Source organism: Mesorhizobium sp. M2A.F.Ca.ET.043.05.1.1, from assembly GCF_003952445.1.
GTDB lineage: Bacteria > Pseudomonadota > Alphaproteobacteria > Rhizobiales > Rhizobiaceae > Mesorhizobium.
This window is the reverse complement of the sequence record NZ_CP034446.1, coordinates 713,651-731,217: the sequence shown is the minus strand read 5'-3', so window position 1 is coordinate 731,217 and position 17,567 is coordinate 713,651. Positions and strand designations below refer to the sequence as shown.

16 protein-coding genes and 1 other RNA gene are annotated in these 17,567 nt (G+C 64.6%); 1 reads left to right on the top strand and 16 read right to left on the bottom strand.

The annotated features are described in order from the left end of the window. Positions 1–241 precede the first annotated feature (241 nt). The 12 genes from murB to mraZ are packed head-to-tail and all read right to left on the bottom strand — an operon-like array spanning position 242 to position 13,945. Positions 242–1,207, bottom strand: coding sequence for a UDP-N-acetylmuramate dehydrogenase (gene murB / locus EJ069_RS03440; RefSeq protein WP_126060092.1), 966 nt, complete (start codon positions 1,205–1,207; stop codon positions 242–244). Next, the gene (murC, locus tag EJ069_RS03435; RefSeq protein ID WP_126060091.1) at positions 1,204–2,610 is read right to left on the bottom strand and encodes a UDP-N-acetylmuramate--L-alanine ligase; all 1,407 of its coding nucleotides are present in this window, start codon (positions 2,608–2,610) and stop codon (positions 1,204–1,206) included. Before murC ends, murB begins: the two co-directional genes overlap by 4 nt. Next, entirely contained in the window at positions 2,607–3,731 is a 1,125-nt protein-coding gene (gene murG, locus EJ069_RS03430) for an undecaprenyldiphospho-muramoylpentapeptide beta-N-acetylglucosaminyltransferase (protein WP_126060090.1), read from the bottom strand. The genes murC and murG overlap by 4 nt, the downstream gene beginning before the upstream one ends. A 6-nt stretch (positions 3,732–3,737) precedes the next feature. Next, positions 3,738–4,889 carry a putative lipid II flippase FtsW gene (gene ftsW, locus EJ069_RS03425; RefSeq protein WP_126060089.1) on the bottom strand — a complete coding sequence of 384 codons (1,152 nt, stop codon included), beginning with the start codon at positions 4,887–4,889 and terminating at the stop codon, positions 3,738–3,740. Further along, positions 4,889–6,292 carry a UDP-N-acetylmuramoyl-L-alanine--D-glutamate ligase gene (gene murD / locus EJ069_RS03420; RefSeq protein WP_126060088.1) on the bottom strand — a complete coding sequence of 468 codons (1,404 nt, stop codon included), beginning with the start codon at positions 6,290–6,292 and terminating at the stop codon, positions 4,889–4,891. The genes ftsW and murD overlap by 1 nt, the downstream gene beginning before the upstream one ends. Before the next feature lie 11 nt (positions 6,293–6,303). Beyond that, entirely contained in the window at positions 6,304–7,386 is a 1,083-nt protein-coding gene (gene mraY, locus EJ069_RS03415; protein WP_095815652.1) for a phospho-N-acetylmuramoyl-pentapeptide-transferase, read from the bottom strand. Positions 7,387–7,413: 27 nt separating this feature from the next. Then, positions 7,414–8,847, bottom strand: coding sequence for a UDP-N-acetylmuramoylalanyl-D-glutamyl-2,6-diaminopimelate--D-alanyl-D-alanine ligase (locus tag EJ069_RS03410; protein WP_126060087.1), 1,434 nt, complete (start codon positions 8,845–8,847; stop codon positions 7,414–7,416). Continuing rightward, positions 8,844–10,298, bottom strand: coding sequence for a UDP-N-acetylmuramoyl-L-alanyl-D-glutamate--2,6-diaminopimelate ligase (locus tag EJ069_RS03405; protein ID WP_126060086.1), 1,455 nt, complete (start codon positions 10,296–10,298; stop codon positions 8,844–8,846). The genes EJ069_RS03410 and EJ069_RS03405 overlap by 4 nt, the downstream gene beginning before the upstream one ends. Before the next feature lie 54 nt (positions 10,299–10,352). Next, complete coding sequence (locus tag EJ069_RS03400; protein WP_126060085.1) at positions 10,353–12,077, bottom strand: penicillin-binding protein 2; 1,725 nt, start codon at positions 12,075–12,077, stop codon at positions 10,353–10,355. Continuing rightward, positions 12,074–12,469 (bottom strand): hypothetical protein, encoded by a 396-nt coding sequence (locus tag EJ069_RS03395; protein WP_126060084.1) that lies wholly within the window; start codon positions 12,467–12,469, stop codon positions 12,074–12,076. The genes EJ069_RS03400 and EJ069_RS03395 overlap by 4 nt, the downstream gene beginning before the upstream one ends. A 4-nt stretch (positions 12,470–12,473) precedes the next feature. Continuing rightward, entirely contained in the window at positions 12,474–13,490 is a 1,017-nt protein-coding gene (gene rsmH / locus EJ069_RS03390; RefSeq protein WP_126060083.1) for a 16S rRNA (cytosine(1402)-N(4))-methyltransferase RsmH, read from the bottom strand. After that, positions 13,487–13,945: a division/cell wall cluster transcriptional repressor MraZ gene (mraZ, locus tag EJ069_RS03385; RefSeq protein WP_126060082.1), complete on the bottom strand. Its 459-nt coding sequence runs from the start codon at positions 13,943–13,945 to the stop codon at positions 13,487–13,489. The genes rsmH and mraZ overlap by 4 nt, the downstream gene beginning before the upstream one ends. A gap of 400 nt (positions 13,946–14,345) precedes the next feature. Between mraZ and EJ069_RS03380 the strand changes: the two genes are divergently transcribed. Beyond that, complete coding sequence (locus EJ069_RS03380; RefSeq protein ID WP_126060081.1) at positions 14,346–15,461, top strand: cystathionine gamma-lyase; 1,116 nt, start codon at positions 14,346–14,348, stop codon at positions 15,459–15,461. 110 nt (positions 15,462–15,571) lie between these two features. Here the strand turns inward: EJ069_RS03380 and EJ069_RS03370 are convergent, their stop codons facing one another. The 4 genes from EJ069_RS03370 to EJ069_RS03355 form a co-directional block, all read right to left on the bottom strand. Continuing rightward, on the bottom strand, positions 15,572–15,865 hold the full coding sequence (locus tag EJ069_RS03370) for a type II toxin-antitoxin system RelE/ParE family toxin (RefSeq protein ID WP_126060080.1): 294 nt from the start codon (positions 15,863–15,865) through the stop codon (positions 15,572–15,574). Beyond that, on the bottom strand, positions 15,862–16,146 hold the full coding sequence (locus EJ069_RS03365; RefSeq protein WP_126060079.1) for a type II toxin-antitoxin system ParD family antitoxin: 285 nt from the start codon (positions 16,144–16,146) through the stop codon (positions 15,862–15,864). The genes EJ069_RS03370 and EJ069_RS03365 overlap by 4 nt, the downstream gene beginning before the upstream one ends. 155 nt (positions 16,147–16,301) lie before the next feature. After that, positions 16,302–16,697: RNase P RNA component class A (gene rnpB / locus EJ069_RS03360), an RNA gene on the bottom strand. A 127-nt stretch (positions 16,698–16,824) separates the two neighbouring features. Then, complete coding sequence (locus EJ069_RS03355) at positions 16,825–17,526, bottom strand: transglycosylase SLT domain-containing protein (protein ID WP_126060078.1); 702 nt, start codon at positions 17,524–17,526, stop codon at positions 16,825–16,827. Between the last annotated feature and the right edge of the window lie 41 nt (positions 17,527–17,567).

Sequence of the window (17,567 nt, the reverse complement as noted above, 5' to 3'; positions counted from 1 at the left end):
GAGTCTTCCGGCAGGTTGCCCCCCAGACGGAAAACGCGGCTGAACGCGTCGAACGACTCAAATCAGGAAACGCTTCAGGGCAGAGAATCAGAGAGTTGATTCGCTGGCAAGTGCCTATGATTCCGAGAGATTCACTTTCCGCGAAAACAGTCGAGAAAAGTGTGTTGTTGAGTCTTTGCAGCAACGGTTGACGCCGCTGCGAGGCGCCGAAGTTCAAGCATCACATGAACTTCAACAGGCGCTAAAGGAGCTGCCCGAGGAACTCCTGCACCTCATGACCGGGCCGGAAATTCCCGAGGCGCTTGATCTCCCAGTGCAGCCGGATGCCGGAATTCTCGAGCACACGCGCGCGCACCGTCTCGCCGAGATATTCGAGGTCATAGCCGGTCGCGGTGCCGGTGTTGATCATGAAGTTGCAATGCATCGGCGACATCTGCGCGCCGCCGATCATCAGCCCGCGGCAGCCGGCCTTGTCGATTTCCTTCCAGGCCGAGGTGCCTTCCGGATTCTTGAAGGTCGAGCCGCCGGTTTTCTCGCGGATCGGCTGCACCGTCTCGCGATGGTTCTGCACTGCATCCATGGCCGCCTTGATCGCCGCCTTGTCTTCCGGAAACCCCTCGAAAATGGCGGAGGTGAAGATCAGTCCGGCGGGCGCGGACGAGTGGCGGTAGGCATAACCCATATCGGCGTTGCTGAGCGTGTGGAGGTTGCCCTTGCGGTCCAGCGCCGTCACCTCGACCACGCGCTCCCTCGTCTCGACGCCGTTGGCGCCCGCATTCATCCTGAGCGCGCCGCCAACGGCGCCGGGGATGCCGTGGTAGAAATGGAAGCCACCGATGCCGGCTTCATATGCCACGGCGGCGACACGCTTGTCAGGGGTTGCAGCACCCGCCTTGATCGTGGTCGGTCCGGTGGCCTCGGCCTCGCCAAAGCCCTTGGCCGAGAGCCTGACGACGAAACCGGGAATGCCGCCGTCCCGCACCAGGAGATTCGAGCCGACGCCGACCACCATGACCGGCACCTCTTCCGGCACGGCGCGTAGGAAGGCGGCGAGGTCTTCCTCGTCGGCCGGCTGGAACAGCGCCTCCGCCAGGCCGCCGGCGCGGAACCAGGTGATCTTGTCCATCTCGGCGTTCGGCGTGATGCGGCCGCGCAGGCCCGAAAGCTTGCCGCCGAGCTTGTCGATCAGATCCTGGCCGCGCATCATGAGGGTGTCCCGCCAAGTTCCTTGGGCAGCGCGTAAGCCCATTGCGTGATGTTGCCGGCGCCGAGGAAGACGACGAAATCGCCGGGCTTGGCAAGCTCGCGAATGGCTGGCGCGATCGCCGCCGGGCCTTCGATATAGCGCGCGTCGCGATGGCCGCCGGAACGGATGCGCGCAACCAGCGCATCGGAGGTCACGCCTTCGATAGGCTCCTCGCCTGCCGCATAGACCGGCGCCACCATCACGGTATCCGCGTCGTTGAAGCAGACGGAGAATTCGTTGAACAGATCGTGCAGCCGTGTGAAGCGATGGGGTTGCGCGATGGCAATCACACGCCCTTTGGTGGCGCTGCGCGCGGCCTTCAGCACCGCCGCGATCTCCACCGGGTGGTGGCCGTAATCGTCGAACACCTCAACACCGTTCCACGAGCCGGTGTGTGTGAAGCGCCGCTTGACGCCGGCGAAGGACGACAGACCTTTCTTGATCGCGTCATCCGACAGGCCGAGCTCGTGCGCGACCGCGATCGCCGCCGTCGCGTTGGAGACGTTATGCTTGCCGGGCATCGGCAGGCGCAGGCCGGTTATCGTCGCAGTGCCGCGCCCCTTGCGGTCGCGGAACACCACGTCGAATTCCGAGGTCGCGCCCAGCATGCGATGGTTGGTGAAGCGAACATCGGCCTGCGCGTTCTCGCCATAGGTGATGACGCGCCGGTCCTCGATGCGGCCGACCAGCGCCTGCACTTCCGGATGGTCGGTGCACATCACGCCGAAGCCGTAGAACGGCACGTTCTCGACGAACTGACGGAAGGCCTCGCGAACCTTGTCGAAGCTGCCATAGTGGTCGAGATGCTCAGGATCGATATTGGTGACGACGGCGATGTCCGCCGGCAGCTTGAGGAAGGTGCCGTCGCTTTCGTCTGCTTCGACCACCATCCACTCCCCGTCGCCCATCCGCGCGTTGGTGCCATAGGCGTTGATGATGCCGCCGTTGATGACGGTCGGGTCGAGCCCGCCGGCCTCGAGCAGCGTCGCCACCATCGAGGTGGTCGTCGTCTTGCCGTGCGTGCCGCCGATGGCGACCGCCTGGCGGAAACGCATCAGCTCGGCCAGCATCTCGGCCCGGCGCACGATCGGCAAAAGCTTCTCGCGCGCGGCCTTGAGCTCGGGGTTGGATTTCTTGATTGCGGTCGAAACGACGACGACTTCGGCATCGCCGAGATTCTCGGCCTTGTGGCCGACGAAGCATTCGATGCCCTTGTCGCGCAGCCGCTGCACATTGGCGCCGTCGGCCTGGTCGGAACCCTGCACCTTATAGCCGAGATTGTGCAGCACCTCGGCGATGCCGCTCATGCCGATGCCGCCGATGCCGATGAAATGCACAAGGCCGATCGTCTGCGGCATCTTCATGCGCGCGTCCTCCTATAGTCCGAAACCGTTTTGCCGGACGCAATAGCCTCTGTCAGATCGGCGAGCAACCGCGCCGCGTTCGGTTTCCCGGCCGAACGGGCAGCGGCGGCCATGGCGACCAGCCGATCCGGGTCCTGGATCAATGCGCCGACCAGTTGCGCAATCCGTTCGGCCGACAGCGTCGACTGCGGATGGAGCTCGGCGCCGCCGGCGGCGGCAAGGGCCGCCGCATTCGCCGCCTGATCGTGGTCGAGCGCGTGCGGATAAGGAACCAGCAGCGCCGGCCGGCCGATGACCGCGATCTCCGAAACCGTCGAGGCGCCGGAGCGCGACATCACCAGATGCGCCGCCGCCATGCGCGCCGCCATGTCGGTAAAGAAGGGCGAGACCTGGACGTCGACGCCGAGCTCGGCATAAGCCGCCTTCACCCGCGCTACATCCTCCGCGCGCGCCTGTTGCGTGATCACCAGGCGCCTGCGCAGGTCTTGCGGCAACAGCGCGACCGCCGCCGGAACCGCATCGGAAAAGAACTGCGCACCCTGGCTGCCGCCGAACACCAGCAGGCGGAACGGCTCGCCTTCGTTCGATGCCGCATAGGGCGTCTTCGCTGCCTCGAGCACCTGCGGCCTGACCGGATTGCCGGTGGTCACCGTCTTTGCGCCGTCGGCGCTCGCGCCTTCCGGCAGGAAGCCGCCGGCGATAGCGTCGACGCGGCCGGCAAGCGCCTTGTTGGCGCGACCCATGACGGCGTTCTGCTCGTGGATCAGCGTCGGCACCTTGCGCCTTGTCGCAGCATAGAGCGGCGGCAGCGTCGGATAGCCGCCGAAGCCGACGACCGCTTCCGGCTTGATCCGGGCGATGATCCGGCTTGCTTCGCGCACGCCCTGCCAGATCTTCCAGAACGCCGAGACCACGGCGACGGGATTTTTCGAGCCCAGCGTCGCCGACGGGACCGCATGGATGTCGGCGGCGGGAAACTGTCCGGAATAGCGTTCGGCGCGCCGGTCGGTGGCAAGATGCACCTTCCAGCCGCGTTCGATCAGCTCATGCGCGAGCGCCTCGGCCGGAAACAGGTGTCCGCCCGTTCCGCCGGCTGCAAGTAGGATGACACCCTTCGCCATCCCGCCTCATTCCGCCGGGATTGCGCGCTGCGCGAGGACGAAGCCCATCTGCTTGCGCTTTTCCGGACGCTTGCGCGTCAATGCCAGCACCATGCCCATCGAGACGGCGATGGCGATCTGCGAGGACCCGCCATAGGAGATGAAGGGCAGCGTCATGCCCTTGGCGGGCATCAGTTGCAGGTTCACGCACATGTTGATGGCCGACTGCAAGCCGAAGATGGTGACAAGACCGCCCACCGCGTAGCGGGTGAAATCGTCGTGCTCCTTGAGCGCGATGCTCAAGCCGCGCAGCACGATGAAGGCGAAGATCGACATGATGAAGAAGCACATGATCAAGCCGAACTCCTCCCCCGCGACCGAGAACACGAAGTCGGTATGAGCGTCCGGAACAATGCGCTTGACGGTTCCCTCACCCGGTCCGACACCGAACCAACTGCCGTTGATCAGTGCCTCGCGGCCCATATCGACCTGAAACGTATCGCCCTCGCCGGTCAGGAACTTGTTGATGCGCAAGGCAACGTGCGGAAACACCGTATAAGCGGCGAACAGACCACTCGCGCCAGTGATGCCGAGGGCCATGATCCACAGCCACGGCAGGCCGGCCATGAAGAACATGACGCCCCACGTGCCGGTGACCAGCATGGTCTGGCCAAGATCGGGCTGAGCGACCAGAAGAGAAACCACGAGGACCAGAAGCAGGAGGGCGAACAGATTGCCGGGGATGTCGAGCTGGCGCTTATGCTCGGCGAACAGCCAGGCGCAGATGATGACGAAGGCCGGCTTGAGGAACTCGGACGGCTGGATGGACAGGCCGGCGAGCGACACCCAGCGCCTCGCGCCCTTCACCTCGACGCCGACGTAGAGCACCGCCACCATCAGCACCAGCATGACACAGATCAGCACCAGCGACATGCGCCTTATCTGCCGCGCCTGCAGGAAGGAGACCGCCAGCATCACGAGAAGGGCCGGGATGGTGAAGATGATCTGCCTGGTAGCGAAGTGAAAGCTGCTGAGGCCGATGCGTTCGGCCACTGCCGGGCTGGCGGCGAAGGACAACACGATGCCCAGCCCCATCAGCGACAGGAACGCCGCCAGGAACCAGCGATCGATGGTCCACCACCAGGTGGCGACAGGACTTTTGTCGAGACGGCTTTGCATCAACGTGGCCCTCCGATGGGTTTCACACCATCAATAGCAGTCGCAGCTTGCCTGAAGGCTTCGCCGCGAACTTCGAAATTTTTGAACTGGTCGAAACTGGCGCAGGCCGGCGAAAGCAGCACCACCGCCTCGCCGCCGGCGTCGCTCGCCGCGTCATGGGCGGCGTGCTCGACCGCCGCCGCCAGCGTTCCCGATATCTCGTAGGGCACCGCTTCGCCGAGCGTCGCCGCGAAGGCAGGCGCCGCCTCGCCGATCAGATAGGCCTTGGCGATGCGCGGGAAGAAGCCACGCAGCGGCTCGATGCCGCCCTCCTTGGGCAGGCCGCCGGCAATCCAATAGATGCGGCTGGGGAAGCTTGACAGCGCGGGAGCAGCCGCGTCGGCATTGGTCGCCTTGGAATCGTTGACGAAGAGCACATGGCCCTTGCGGCCGACCTGTTCCATGCGGTGCGCCAGCCCGGGAAAGCTTTCGAGCCCTGCCTGGATCTCGCCGAGCTCAAGCCCGACCCTGAGGCAGGCGACGACGGCGGCCAGCGCGTTCTGGGCATTGTGCTGGCCACGCAGCGAGCCGATGCCCTCGAGGAAGGCGACGCGGCTGTAGCGGCCATGCACGGCTTCCATCAGATTGGTGCCGTCGGCGAAATAGCCATCGGTCAAAGGCAGGCGCTTGGAAATGCGGGTGACCTGCCGCCCTGCCCGCTCGAGTCGGTCGGCGATCTGGGCGCCCCAGGAATCGTCGACGCCGACGATCGCGGTGTCCGAGCCGGCGACCAGCCTTTCCTTGATCGAGGCGTAATGCGCCATCGTGCCGTGCCGGTCGAGATGGTCGGGCGTCAGGTTGAGCAGGATGCCGGCGGTCGGGTTGATCGAGGGCGCGAGGTCGATCTGGTAGGACGAGCACTCCACCACATAGTGCCGCTTCGGTTCGGGCGGATCGAGCGTCATGATGGCGCGGCCGATATTGCCGCCCATCTGCGTGTCACGTCCCGCCGACTTCAATATATGCGCCGTCAGCGCCGTCGTCGTCGACTTGCCGTTGGTGCCTGTGATCGCGATGAAGGGTGCTGCTGGCGCGTGGGCGATGCGCTCGCGGCAGAACAGCTCGATATCGCCGATCACCTCGACGCCGGCGCCGCGCGCCAGCTCCACCGTCCAATGCGGCTTCGGATGCGTCAGCGGCACCCCTGGCGACAGAACGAAGGCGGCGAAGCGCGGCCAGTCGGCGGCACGCAGATCGCCCGTCGCGATGCCCGCGGCCGCTGCTCGCGCGACGCTTTCAGGATTGTCGTCCCAGGCCAGCACCTCGGCGCCGCCCGCGATCAGCGCATGCGCGGTGGCGATCCCCGAGCCGCCGAGCCCGAAGAGCGAAACGCGTTTGCCTGAGAAGGAAGCGGCGGGGATCAAGCAGGCTGGTCCTATCTGAGCTTGAGGGTGGAGAGGCCGACCAGCGCCAGGATGACGGCGATGATCCAGAAGCGGATCACCACCTGGCTTTCGGTCCAGCCGAGCTTTTCGAAATGGTGGTGGATCGGCGCCATCAGGAAGACGCGCTTGCCGGTCATCTTGAAGTAGCCGACCTGGATGATGACCGAGAAGATCTCGACCACGAACAGGCCGCCGACGATGACCAGCACGATCTCGTGCTTGGTTGCGACGGCGATGGTGCCGATCAGGCCGCCCATCGCCAGCGAGCCGGTGTCGCCCATGAAGATCGCGGCCGGCGGTGCGTTGAACCAGAGGAAGCCGAGGCCGGCGCCGATCACCGCGCCGAGCACGACGGCGAGCTCGCCGGTGCCGGGAACGAAATGGATCTGCAGATATTCGGCGAAGACCGCGTTGCCCGAGAGATAGGCGATGACGCCGAAAGACGCCGCCGCGATCATGATCGGCACGATCGCCAGGCCGTCGAGGCCGTCGGTCAGGTTCACCGCATTGCCGGCGCCGACGATGACGAAGCAGGAGAACGGTACGAAGAACCAGCCGAGGTTGATCAGGAACTCCTTGGCGAAGGGGAAGGTCAGGGACGACGAGAACGGCGCCTGGCCGTTATGCATGATCACCCAAGCGGCTATTGCCGCAACGACGAATTCGATCGCCAGCCTCGCCTTGCCGGAGAAGCCCAGATGCGACTGCTTGGTGACCTTGAGATAATCGTCATAGAAGCCGATCGAGCCGAAGCCGACGGTGACCAGCAGCACAACCCAGACATAGATCGAGGATAGATTCGCCCATAAAAGCGACGAGCCGATGATGCCGGACAGGATCATCAGCCCGCCCATGGTCGGGGTTCCAGCCTTCTTGAAATGCGTCTGCGGGCCATCGGCGCGGATCGGCTGGCCCTTGCCTTGCCGCAGGCGCAGCGAATTGATGATCGTCGGCCCGAAGATGAAGACGATCAGCGCCGAGGTGATCAGCGCGCCGCCGGTGCGGAAAGTGATGTAGCGGAAGACGTTGAAGAACGAGATCTTGTCCGCGAAATCGACGAGCAGTGTGAACATAGTTCTTCCGTCCCCCGGAGCCCGACCTCAAGTCGGCCTAATGTTTGTGGCTTCCGCCGGAAATTTGCCGAGCAATGCCTCGACCAGCTTTGAAAAGCCGATGCCTTTCGACGACTTGACCATGACCACGTCGCCGGGCCTGAGGGCAGCGATCACGATCGGCTTCAGTTCCTCGACGCCTGCCCGGTACTCGGTCTGGACATCGGCCGGCAAAACCCCGGCCAGCGCCTGCATTTCCGGCCCGCCGAGAAAGACGTTGCGCGTGCCGGTGCCGACAATCAGTTCGGCCAGTGCCGCATGGAGCTTCGCCGAATGGCTGCCAAGCTCCAGCATGTCGCCCAGCACCGCGATGCGGCGCCCCTCGCCCGAGACGGGCGTGGCGTTGAGCAGCGCCATCGCCGCCGCCATCGACGCCGGATTGGCGTTGTAGCTCTCGTCGATCAGCGTGATCGGCCCGTTGGGGTGATGCAGGACATGGCGCCGGCCACGCCCCCGTTCGGCCGACAGGTCGGCAAGCGCCGCCGCAACCTTGTCGAGATCGGCGCCAACGAGCTTGGCAGCACCCAGCACGGCCAACACGTTCTGCACCATATGGCGGCCGGGTGCGCCGACACGCGCCGCAACATTCTGCTTGCCGATTTTGGCGGTGATGTCGGAGTGATCGGCGTAGAGCTCGCAGCCGGTGAGCCGGAACGTCGAACGGGCATTCTCGCCGAAGCCGAAGACGTGCTCGACGCCAGCCTCCTTCGCCATTTTCTCGAGCAGCTTCCAGCGCTGGTCGTCGCGATTGAGCACCGCGGCGCCGCCGGGTTCCAAGCCCTCGAATATCTCCGCCTTCGCCTTGGCGATCTCATCCAGATTCTTGAAGAAACCGAGATGGGCGGCGGCAATCATCGTCACGATGGCGACATGCGGCCTGACCATCCTGACCAGCGGACTGATCTCGCCCGGATGGTTCATGCCGATCTCGAAGACCGCGTAGTCGCAGTCCTGCGGCATGCGGGCGAGCGTCAGCGGCACGCCCCAATGATTGTTGAACGACTGCGCCGAGGCGTGCACCTTGCTGACCGCCGACAACACATGGCGCAGCGCTTCCTTGGTGGTCGTCTTGCCGGCCGAGCCGGTGACCGCGATGATCCTGGCCTTCGAGCGCGCGCGGGCCGCAACGCCGAGCTTCTCGAGGGCCGCAAGCACGTCCTGCACGACGATCATCGGCGCCGTCAGCCGGCCAAGCGAGGGCAGCTTGCCCTCGGCGACGACCAGCACGGCCGCTCCGGCCTTGACCGCAGCTGTCGCGAAATCATGGCCGTCCATCGCCTCGCCCTTGATGGCGAAGAATGCGTTTCCCGGTTCCAGGCTGCGGCTGTCGATCGAAATGCCGGTGATGCCTTCCGGCAGCGAGCCGATCGGCCTGCCTTCCATGGCTTCGACCAGAGCTTCCGACGTCCACAGCAGGTTCATGCGGCGCGCTCCTTGAGCGCATCGCGCACTTCCTCGTGGTCGGAGAAGTGGAAGGTCTGAGCGCCGACGGTCTGGCCTTCCTCATGCCCCTTGCCGGCGACGATGAGCGTATCGCCGGCGCGCAGCATCGCCACCGCCTCATGGATCGCCTTGCGGCGGTCGCCGATCTCGATGGCGTCGGGCGCCGCGGCGAGGATGGCCGCGCGGATGGTCTCGGGCACTTCCGTGCGCGGATTGTCGTCGGTGACGATGACGATATCGGCAAGCCGCGTCGCGATCTCGCCCATGATCGGCCTTTTTCCCCGATCGCGATCGCCGCCGCAACCGAACACCACGATGACGCGGCCCGTGGTGAAAGGCCGGACCGAGGTCAGCACGTTTTCCAGCGCATCGGGCTTGTGCGCGTAGTCGACATAGACAGGAGCGCCGGCGGCGGTGGCGCCGACGAGGTCGAGCCGGCCCGGCGCACCCTTCAATTTTTCCAGGGCGGCCAGGGCTTTATCCACCGGCGTTCCAGTCGCGATGGCAAGCCCGGCGGAGACCAGCGCGTTGGCGATCTGGAAATCGCCGGCCAAAGGCAGGTCGACCTCGTAGAGCACGCCGTCGGCCACGACCTCGGCGCGCTGGCGATGGCGCTCATGCTCGACCCGCTTGAGCGTCAGGAAATCGCCATGGCGGCCGACGGTCAGGACCTTGAGACCCGCCGCCATTGCGGCTTTGATCGTCGGCTCCGACCACGGGTCATCGGCAAAGACGATCGCCGGCGCGCCTTTCGGCAGCAGCGTGTCGAACAGGCGCAGCTTGGCGCGGTGATAATCCTCGACGGTCGGATGGTAGTCCATGTGGTCGCGACCGAGATTGGTGAAGGCGCCGGCCGCGAGCTTCACGCCGTCGAGACGACGCTGGTCGAGGCCGTGGCTCGAGGCTTCCATCGAGGCATGGGTCACGCCGGCATCCGCCAGTTCCTTGAGCAACCGGTGCAGCGCCACCGGGTCGGGCGTGGTCAGCGAGCCATATTCGTTGCGGCCGGGCGCCACGACGCCGGTCGTGCCGATCGAGGCGGCGGCAAACCCCGCCTGCTCCCAGATCTGGCGGGTGAAGGCGGCGACGGATGTCTTGCCGGCGGTGCCGGTGACGGCGACCATGGTCTCAGGCTGGCGGCCGAAGAAGCGGGCGGCGGCGAGCGCCAGCGCATGGCGCGGATCATCGACGGCAAGAACCGGTATCGACAGGCCGGAAACCGCCGCGCCCTTGCCCGTGACGATTGCGGAGGCACCCCGGCTGGCGGCATCGGCGGCATAGGCGGAGCCATCGGCCTTGCTGCCGGCAATCGCAAAGAAGACGACGCCGGTCTTGACCGCGCGGGAATCGGAGGAAAGTCCGGTAACCTCCAGATCGCGGGAAGCTGTTCCCTCGACAGGCAGGATACCGGCTAGATCTTTTAGATGCATTGAGTCCCGTTCACTGCAACAAAATAGCGCGCAGTTGCCGGCGCGCCCCAAGAATCACTGATAGGAAACCAGCGTTGCACCATTTTCATGGCTGAAATCTGGCTTCACGCCAAGCATGGCCGCCGAGCGCCTGATGATATTACCGGCGATAACCCCCGCATTGTTGGCGGCGACGTCGGTCATCCCGGGCTTTTCCGGATGCGGGGCGTCGGCGATCGTGAACACCAGAAATTGCGGATCGTCCATCGGGAAGGCGGCGACGAAGGTGTTGAAATTCAACTCCTTGGAGTAACGGCCGTTGATGACCTTCTCGGCCGTTCCGGTCTTGCCGCCAACGCGGTAGCCGGGAGCCCTGGCGTTTCTGGCCGAGCCCTTCTCGGCATTGAGCGTATAGAGATAGCGCATGCCTTCGACCGTCTTGTCGCTGACCACTTTCTTGGCCACCGCCATCGCCTCCTGTTCGCTGCGGACCAGGAATGTCGGCTGGATCAGATAGCCCTGCATCAGCGCCGCGCAGCCGACGGCGGCTTGCAGCGGCGTCGTCGACACGCCATGGCCGAAGGCGATGGTGAACGAATTGACCTGTTTCCAGACCTTGGGTTCGGTCGGGCGCGCGACCTCCGGCAATTCGGTCTGCATCCTGTCGAGAATGCCGAGGCGGTGCAGGAATTCGCGGTGCCCCTCGATGCCGACGAGCTCTGCCTCCCTGGCTGAGCCGATGTTGGACGAATAGAGGAACACCTCCGGCAGCGACAGCACGCGGTTCTTGCCGTGGAAATCGTGGATGGCCTGGTGGCCGACCCGGATCGGATGCGACGCGTCGAAGCGGCTGTTCATCGTCGCCTTGCCGGAATCGAGCGCCATCGCCGAGGTGAAGCTCTTGAAGGTCGAGCCCATCTCGTAGAGGCCCGCCGACATGCGGTTCAGCCGGTCCTTGTCCTGGGCATTGTACGGATTGTTCGGGTCAAAGTCCGGCACCGAGGCCATCGCCATCACTTCGCCCGTTTTGATGTTCAGCACGACGGCGCCGGCGCCCATGGCGCGATAGCGCTCCAGCCCGGCGGCGATCTCGTCGCGCACCACATGCTGGACGCGCAGATCGATCGAAAGCCTGACCGGCTTGAGGTCCTTGGCGATGGCAAGGCCCGACGCCTGCAGGTCGCTCAGCCCCTGCTCGTCGATATACTTCTCCATGCCGGAGATGCCCTGGTTGTCGATATTGGTCAGGCCGACGATATAGGACGAAGTCTCGCCGCTCGGATAGAAGCGGCGCTTTTCAGTGCGGAAGCCGAGGCCGGGAACGCCCAGCGCCATGATGTCGGCCTGCTGCTTCGGCGTCAGTTGGCGCTGCAGCCAGACGAAGCCGGCGCCGCTCTTGAGCTTGCGGTAGGTCTGCTCGTAGTCGATCTCCGGCAGCACGGTCGACAATTTCTCGATCGCTTCGTCGGCATCGACGATGCGCCGCGGCTCGGCAAACAGCGACGCCGTCTTGATGTCGGTCGCCAGCACTTCGCCGTTACGATCGACGATATCGGGACGCGACGCGGTGACCCTGCTCTGCGGGCCGTCGGACAGGTCCGGATTCTGCAGGCCGAGATAGACAAGCCTGCCGGCAATCGTCGAATAGAGGGTGAAGAACACCGCCATCGTCATGACGATGCGGGTCCTGGCCTTGCCGCCCGTCGCCTTGCGCGCCGCGTCGACGACGATCGAGCCGTCCTCGGCGGCCTTCTTCCGGCGCTTCAGCAGCTCACCGATCCTTGGAAGCCCGCCGATCATTGCACCGTGCTCCCCGTGACGACCGGATCCTTGTCGTCCGCTGGTCCATTGGCGGAACTGTCGGCCATGCCGCCAAGCCGCTGCGAGGAGAGGTCCTCAATGGTCACCGGTTTCACCGGAATGTCGTCAAGGCCACCGATCTGGCGGGCGCCGACCGGTTCGAGCCCGAGCTGGCTCTTGTAGATGTCGGCAAGCTTCTGCAGCCGCGACGGCTGGGTGAGCAGGCTCCAATCCGCCTTGAGGAGATCGATCGTGTCTTCCTCGTAGCGGATCTGCGCCTGGATCTTCTGCACGGCCGCCAGTTGCTCCTCGGCCTCGCGCTTGGTCTTGTAGGTCAGGGCCGCGGCCGAGACCATGACGGCGATCAGGACTATGTCGCTGGTACGAAACACGTGCTCACCTCTCTCCCGGCCGTTCGACGGCGGGAAGCTTTGGAAGGCCGAAAATCGAAAAATCGCCCGCACGCGCCGGGGCATCTGTGCGGATCGCAGCGCGCAGCCTGGCCGAGCGCGCTCGCGGGTTGGCCGCTCTCTCGGCCTCCCCCGGCGTCACGCCGCCGCCAGCTTTACGGAAAGTCGCGGCGCGCTGCGGGGCGTCGGGCATGTGTCGCGAGCCGCTGGCGGCTTCGGAACGATCGGCGATGAAGCGCTTGACGATGCGGTCTTCCAGGGAGTGGAAGGTCACCACGGCAAGCCGGCCACCGGGCTTCAGCGCCCGCTCGGCCGCCAGCAGCGCCCTTGCAAGCTCGCCAAGCTCGTCATTGACGAAGATGCGCAACGCCTGGAAGACGCGCGTGGCAGGATGGATCTTGTCCTTGGGTCCGCGTCCGACATGCGTTTCGATGGCGTCGGCGAGATCGAGCGTGCGCTCGAACGGTTTCTTCTCGCGCCGGCTCTCGATCATGCGCGCGATGCGCCCTGCATGGCGCTCCTCGCCGAGAAAGCCGAAGATGCGGGCAAGGTCGCCGGCCTTGAAGGTGTTGACGACGTCGGCGGCGGAAAGCCCCGACTGCGCCATGCGCATGTCGAGCGGCCCATCGGCGCGAAAGGAAAAGCCGCGCTCCGCCTGGTCGAGCTGCATGGAGGAAACACCGATGTCGAGCACCACGCCGTCGGCGCCCTCGACATGTTCGTCCAGCGTCGAGAACGGCGCCTGGACAAGCCTCAGCCGGCCGCCGGCCAGCCGCTCCAGCGCCCTGCCCGCCGCAATCGCGTCCGGGTCGCGGTCGATGGCAATGACGGAGGCGCCGCGATCGAGGATGGCGCTGGTGTAGCCGCCGGCACCGAATGTCCCGTCGACGATCGTCTCGCCGGCCTTCGGCGCAAGCGCGTCGAGCACCTCGGCAAGGAGGACCGGAATGTGGCGGGCCGGTCCGCCAACGGCGTGAGGATCATCGCCGTGGCCAGCCATCATTCCGATCGCTCCTCGGGCTTCGTCCCCTGCCGAAGCTGCAAAAGCCTGGCGCGCGCCTGCGCACCATAGGCGGAAAGCCGTCCCGGCTCCCAAACTTGAAAGAAATTGCCGCGGCCGACAAAGGCCACCTCGTTCGAGATGCCCGTATGCTCGCGGATGAAGTCGCTCATGGTGATGCGGCCATCCTGATCGAGCTTCAGGAACGTCCCGTCGCCGTGGCAGAAGAACGACATGTCGTCCGCCGTCTGCAGAAAGGGATCCTCCAGCGCGATCCGCTGCTCGTAGCGGTCGAGCAGGTCGAGTCCGCCGACATCCATGGCCGGCAGGTCCAGGCAGCGCAGCGCGTAAAGCTCCGAATAACCGCGTTTCTGAACCACCGCACGGAAATGCGCCGGAACGGAGACCCGCCCCTTCGCATCGATCCTGTTCACCGCGTTTGACAGAAATCGGTCCAATGAACGCTACAGCCGCTTCCGCCGCCGCACCCCTTCCCATGTTGTTCTCCGCGCCCTCACCGCACTCGCGGCAAATCGCTTCATTCACCGGGGCGAAAACCGGCAAACGCGCAGCCGCCGCGGCTGCCCGATTGGCGTACGCTTCACCCTGACGCGGAACGAAAGCTTGATGATGTAAACGGGATATCATGGGGTATTATGGGCGTCAACGGGAACAGGCATCACAAACACGCGCATCACAACCACAAAGCGCAGGCTGAAGGCACGTCTCGTCTTTATCGTCCATTAAGCCTAACGAAGCGTTTAGAGCCCTCTGGCCCAAAAGGACGCTGCTTGCCGCAAACAGCCGGCACGCATAGCGTCGCGGGCAATTTCTATTCAGCCGAAGGAATGAAGCCTGATGTCCGAGAAAGCGAAGTCCCGCGCCGCGGCGCTTGCCCATTTGCGCAGCCGCGATTTCGCCAAGGGCGACCCGATCCCTCTGCCGCTCACCATGGCATCGATCTTCCACACGCCGGGCGCAGAGGTCGGCTTCGATCAGTATGGCCGCTACGACAATCCGACTTGGCGCGCCGTCGAGCACGCGCTTGGCCACCTCGAAGGCGCGCAGTGCGTCGCCTTCCCGTCCGGAATGGGCGCAATCTCGTCGGTGTTTTTCGCGCTGCTGAAAGCAGGCGACCGCGTGCTTCTGCCGTCAGACGGCTATCACGCCACGCGCGCCATGGCCGAGCGCTTCCTCATTCCCCTCGGCATTGCCTGCGACACCAGGCCGACGCCAACCTTCCTCGATGGTGGCTTCGACGGTTACCGGCTGGTTTTTGCCGAGACGCCGTCCAATCCCCGGTTGGACATCTGCGACATCACGGCGGTGGCTGAAGCCGTCCACAGGCATGATGGGCTGCTGGTCGTCGACAACACGACGATGACGCCCTTCGGCCAGCGTCCGCTCGACTTCGGCGCCGACATCGTCGTCTCCGCCGACACCAAGGCGGTGAACGGTCACTCCGACGTGCTCTTCGGCCATGTCGCGAGCTGCGATGCCGACCTCATCGCCAAGGTGACCGACTGGCGCGGCCTGGTCGGCGGCATTCCCGGCCCCTTCGAGGCCTGGCTTGTGCATCGCGGGCTGGAAACGCTGGAGGTGCGTTTCGACCGGATGTGTTCCACGGCCGAAACCATCGCGCGGCGGCTGAAGGATCACCGCGCGGTCAGCGGCCTGCGCTATCCCGGCCTCGAGGGCGATGCCTCGCACAATCTGGCGCGCGCCCAGATGGATCGCTTCGGCTTCCTGATCTCGTTCGAACTGACTTCGGAACAGAATGCCGAGGCGTTCATCGACAATTGCGCGCTGATTGAATCGGCGACTTCCTTCGGTGGCGTGCACACGTCGGCCGAACGGCGCTCGAAGCGCGGCGACGCCGTGCCGCCCGGCTTCGTGCGCCTGTCGATCGGCTGCGAGCCGGTCGAGGAGCTTTGGCAGGCGATCGAGGCGTCGCTGGACAAAGTCGCCAGTTGAGTGGCCAATAAATGTCGCCCAAAAGTGCGGGCAGCGGTTCTGGGACAACGACACGCATCAAAACAAAGACTTAAAGCGCGTCGGCTGAATCAGTTTCAGCGCGACGCGCTTTAGGATCCCATATCCTCTGTCTCGATCCTTCGCCGGCCATGCAGCACGCGCAGGATTTCGATTGCATCGTCGCCAATTCGATAGAACGTAAGGTACTCCCCGACAACAAGGTGGCGAATGCCCGGCAGGATGTCGTCGCGCGGTGCGCCTGATCGGGGATGGAAGGTTAGCAAGTCCCATCGCCGCTGAAGAGTTTCCACAAAACGGATTGCGGCATTTGGATTGTAGGCGGCGATATAGTCGCCGTTAGCTTCGAGGTCGACCAGTGCCTGTGGAAGCAGGCGGTACTTCACTCGTCAGCGCCTTTGGCTTCCGCCATCTTCGAATATCTGGCGCGCAATCGCTCCATTAAGGGGGGACCGTCCAGCGCCGGTCCGCTATCGATCCCCTCCTGCACCAATTCCCGCAACTCCTCGACGGTGTAGCCGAGCAGATCGCGACGCTCCTTCCACTGCCTGAGCGCATCGCGGATCACTTCGCTCGCGGAAGCATACTCTCCGGCGGCGACGACATCGTCGACAGCCTGCGCCAGTTCCGGCGAAAGCGTGATGCTGCGTTTATCGACCTGGCCCATGACGTGCTCCTGTCCTTTCTTGGAAGGTACGATTTAATCGCACCACCTTCAAGGAAAGGATTAGCGGGGTTCAAGCAGCCGTCGCGCCATCACTTGAAAAGCACACCCATCGGCGCAACCTTTTGATTTATATCGCCATCGCCGCAGGGAGAAAAATTGCCAGCTGGCCTGTAAGCCGGGTTCTGTATGGCCCTCGCCTCGCGGCGAGAACGTGGCGGCCATTCATCTTGGGCGCATGTTGCCACGCGCCTCACGCAACCTACCCGGACGGTGGGCCGGAAACAGCCCTCGAAGGTTTCCCCTCGCACCGCCCCTATTCGGTTTTGCTCCCGGTGGGGTTTGCCCTGCCGCTCCTGTTGCCAGTCGCGCGGTGGGCTCTTACCCCACCCTTTCACCCTTGCCGCGGCAATGCCGCGGCGGTTTGCTTTCTGTGGCACTTTCCCTGGGGTCACCCCCGCCGGCCGTTAGCCGGCACCGTGTCTCCATGGAGCCCGGACTTTCCTCACCCGCAACCTTTCGGTTCTCGCGGGTGCGGCCGCCCGGCCAGCTGGCAAGCGCGTATAAAGGGATTCCCGCCTGAAAACGCAAACGAAAAAGCGCCCCGTCCCAAATGCGCGGCGGTTTGGGGCAACGACGTGCATAAAGCGCGCGTTGCCAAATCCGCCGCGCTGCATAGCGTCAGGCCGGCGAGCCCAGCGCCACCATCTGCACCTTCACCTTGCTGCAATAGGCGGCGGAGACCGGGTTCATCCGCGTCGCTCCATGGCCGGCATTGTATTTCAGGATCGTGCCGCAGGTGGTGCCGCCGCCAAGGTCCCGCGCCATGGCGAGGTACTTCATGCCGTATTTGATGTTGGTGTCGGGATCGAACAATCCCTTGGCCGAACCGGTATAACCCATCATGCGGGCCGTCGCCGGCTTGATCTGCATCAGGCCGATCTCGCCGGCGCCGCCGACCATGTTCGGCCGATAGTTGCTTTCGATCTTGATGACGGCCTTGGCCAGCGACACCGGCACGCCATAGCTCGCGGCATAGCGGGCGATGATCGCCGAATACTGGCCGTCGCCGGTGGCAGCGGGCGTCGCCACGGCGATCTTGCCGGGTTGAATCGAGGCCGTCGTGGTGAGATCGACAGCCTTTCTGCCGCGCTTGGCGCGTTTGGCCGTCGATTTTGTCACCCGGGTTGCGGCGGCCTTCTGAAACCTTGCCGGAGCAGCCCGCGCGGTTTTTGCCGTCTTGGTGCTCGAGGCTGCCTTTGGCGTTACGGCTGCAAGGCCGTTGTCCGCCCTGGGGCTCAGCGGGGCACTGTTGGCCTGGTTGAAGGCAAAACTTATCACTCCGGCAGCAACGGCTGCCGCTACAACGGTCAATTTTTGCATGTAGTCCTGTTCTGTTAGAGCTGCACGAAGAACTTCGCACA